Genomic DNA, 3,131 nt, shown 5'->3' with positions numbered 1-3,131 from the left:
ATTGCATGGGGCCGATCAATACCAAGTCGAGTACTTGGATTTTGAGGAGAAAAAAGCATTCGTCCGTGCAGTAGACGTTGATTATTATACAGATGCTAATTTTTCAGTCGACCTTTCCGTTCTCGAAGAAGATGAACAGTATGCAGTGGGAGAATACAGTGTTGCGCGTGGAGATGTCAGTGTTCGGGGGATGGCGACGATGTTCAAGAAAATCAAGTTCGGAACACATGAGAACATCGGGTCTGGTCCGATTCACTTACCAGAACGAGAGATTCATACGACAGGTGTCTGGTTCACCTTACCCGATCATGCACGCTCCTCGACGGAGCTTGAACAAGTGTTGGAAGGTGTCGCGAATAGTTTACGACGTGTTGCTCCGCTTTATTTGATGTGTGACGCTAGTGATGTCTTCGTCGTGCCGCAAGTCAAGGCGACACACACGCAGCAACCGACCGTCTATCTATATGATCGTTATCCTGGAGGCGTTGGTCTCGCAGAATCAATCTACAAACAACGTGGTGTCATGCTACGCGCAGCGCGTGATTCGATTGTCACATGTCCTTGCCAGGACGGTTGTCCTGCTTGTATCGGCATGGTCGGCGTAGCAGACGAGAAAGAACGAACGATTCAGTTGTTAGCAGAAATGGAGAAGGAATTATCATGAAAAATCGTCTTAGACGAATGCTGAAATCTACATCAGACGTCTCATCGGAGAATATAGAGACTTCTGTCCTCGAAGTGGAAACGCTAAAGCCAACAAGTGGATGGACTGAAGAGCAACAAGCCTGGATTGATCGTGGGGCGGATATCTTAACATTCGAACAAGAGTGGATTGTCAGGATCGACAAACGCTATGCTTTGACGGACCGGCATGGAGACCGGAGTTTTGCCAAAGTGTATGAGTCTTTACAGCTTCCTCATCCACCACTTGCGCTGGATGTCCCACTTGAGCAGGTCATCTTCTTTGATACGGAGACGACAGGATTGCGGGGAACCGGAACGACGATTTTTTTACTCGGGTTTGCGCGCTTTGAACAGGGAGGATTGTTGATGCGACAATATTTCTTACCGCATCCGCACTTTGAGGCTGCCTTTTACCATCACTTCCTGCATGATATCGGGGATGATGTCCGATTCGTGACCTATAATGGAAAAAGCTTTGATTGGCCGCAAATCAAGACACGACACGTTTTCGTTCGGGAACGTGTTCCACGATTACCGAAAGTCGGTCATCTTGATTTACTCCATGTTGCGCGGCGCATTTTTAAAGGAATGTATGACTCGTATCGATTGACAGCGATGGAAGAGCGGATTGGGTTCGAGCGGGAAGGTGACCTACCTGGTTTTTTGGCACCAATGCATTATTTCCAATATGTCGAACATCAGCAACCGGAAATCATGATGGGCGTCTTACAACATCATCTAGATGACTGTCTAACGCTCGTTGGACTGTATGATGCGTGTAACCGTCTTGTCACGCATCGGGCGGAAGCACCTTCTCCTATTCAAGAGAACATCGCGATTTGGTTAGCGGATCTTGGAATCCATGAAGAATCCCATGCTCATTTTCAGCAGGTTAAAGAATTATCATCAGAAGGATGGCTACGCCAAGGGTATTTGCATAAAAAAATGAAGAACCATGAACAAGCTAGAGACTGCTTTTTAAAAAGCGATAGTTACTTGGGGTATCTCGAACTTGCGAAGTGGGCAGAGCACATTGCAAAAAATCCTGTGCTTGCTTATGATTATACGGAACGAGCACGACAACACGTCGAACGGCATCATTGGTTAATCACTAAAAAAGAACGAATATTAGCTGAACTGGATCATCGAGAACGTCGGTTAAAAAGGAAGTGTAACTCGTGAAAGTAGTCGCCATCACAGGATACAAACCAAATGAACTAGGCATCTTTGATCAAAAACACCCGGGTATCCGGGTCTTAAAGGCAGCATACCGAGAGCGGATGATTCGCTTGATTGAAGACCGTGGAACAGAGTGGTTCATTACGAATGCCTCGCCTGGATGCGAAATCTGGGCATGCGAGGTCGTTCTTGAATTAAAAGAAGAGTATCCAGATATTCATCTTGGTATCCTCTTGCCGTTTTTAGAACAGGAAGCGCGCTGGAAAGAACCAGTCCAAGCACAGTATCTTTCGATTCTTGAACAAGCTGACTTTGTCGAAGCAATCAGTCAGAAACCGTATACGGATCCATCGCAGTTGCGCAATAAAACTGAATTCATGATCCAAAAAAGCCAAGGATTGTTGTCGGTTTTTGATGAAGAGCATGGAGGATCAGCGAAATTTTTAGTAGAGCGTGCTAGAATGGAAATGGAACAATCCGATTATCAGTTATTTTTGATTACACAAGATGATTTATCTTGGCTCGAACAAGAATTACAATACAATGATCAGTGGGAGTGAAGAGGATGTATAAGCCATTGTTGACAGCGGACGATATTTACAAAAAGGAATTCAAGACCGGCCTCCGTGGCTATGTCATCGAGGATGTCGATGGGTACTTGGATCAAATCATTAAAGACTATGAAGGATTCGAACGTGAAATCGAGCGTCTGAAGAAAGAGAATGAGGCGTTGAAACAAGCACCGGCTCAACCAGAAAAACGGGAAGAGCGTCGTGTCGAACACGTTGAACCGCAAGTGTCGAGCTCGTCCAATTATGACATGTTACGTCGTATTTCGAATCTTGAGAAGGCGGTTTTCGGTCGCCCTCATCAAGACTAATGAAAAAAGACATTTCTGCCAATCGTCAGAAATGTCTTTTTTGATTTCCTTCTTTTTGAAAGAATCGTCATGTATACGAAAACGGTGTTAAGATAACTACTAATACATATTACAAAGGATGATGAATCATGTTACAAGTCATGACTGCTTCTGTTCCGGCACCACCACGCCGTCGCTTTTTTGCAAGTAAGCAAGTGAATACGATGACGCATGAAACAGATGCGCTCTGCAATGAAATCCGTCATGTATGTCGTTTTGATTGGATGTTATTTGAACGTATACGTCTAACTGAAACGATTATCATTCCCTTTGCTTTGATTGGTCCAAAAGGGTTGTTTCTTGTGTTGCAAAACGATGCAGTCGTTAAATGGATGACGGAAGAATCCTG

At 44.8% G+C, this 3,131-nt stretch carries 4 protein-coding genes and 1 pseudogene; all 5 read left to right on the top strand.

Going from position 1 to position 3,131, the window contains the following annotated elements; translation table 11 throughout:
- Positions 1 to 664: Zn-binding domain-containing protein (locus B4F99_RS14040; RefSeq protein ID WP_290759092.1), on the top strand; the 664-nt coding region annotated here is incomplete at its 5' end.
- Positions 661 to 1,866, top strand: coding sequence for a ribonuclease H-like domain-containing protein (locus B4F99_RS14035; protein WP_290759089.1), 1,206 nt, complete (start codon positions 661 to 663; stop codon positions 1,864 to 1,866). The genes B4F99_RS14040 and B4F99_RS14035, both read left to right, overlap by 4 nt.
- Positions 1,863 to 2,423, top strand: a complete 561-nt coding sequence (locus B4F99_RS14030) for an SLOG family protein (protein WP_035407264.1) — start codon at positions 1,863 to 1,865, stop codon at positions 2,421 to 2,423. Before B4F99_RS14035 ends, B4F99_RS14030 begins: the two co-directional genes overlap by 4 nt.
- Before the next feature lie 5 nt (positions 2,424 to 2,428).
- Complete coding sequence (gene gpsB / locus B4F99_RS14025) at positions 2,429 to 2,743, top strand: cell division regulator GpsB (RefSeq protein WP_035407267.1); 315 nt, start codon at positions 2,429 to 2,431, stop codon at positions 2,741 to 2,743.
- Positions 2,744 to 2,871: 128 nt separating this feature from the next.
- Positions 2,872 to 3,131 (top strand): annotated as a pseudogene (locus B4F99_RS14020) (hypothetical protein); the annotation flags it as partial.

The sequence above is a fragment of the Exiguobacterium sp. UBA3491 genome (assembly GCF_002377745.1).
GTDB lineage: Bacteria > Bacillota > Bacilli > Exiguobacteriales > Exiguobacteriaceae > Exiguobacterium_A.
The sequence above is the reverse complement of the archived record's forward strand: the minus strand, read 5'-3'. Positions and strand labels throughout refer to the sequence as shown.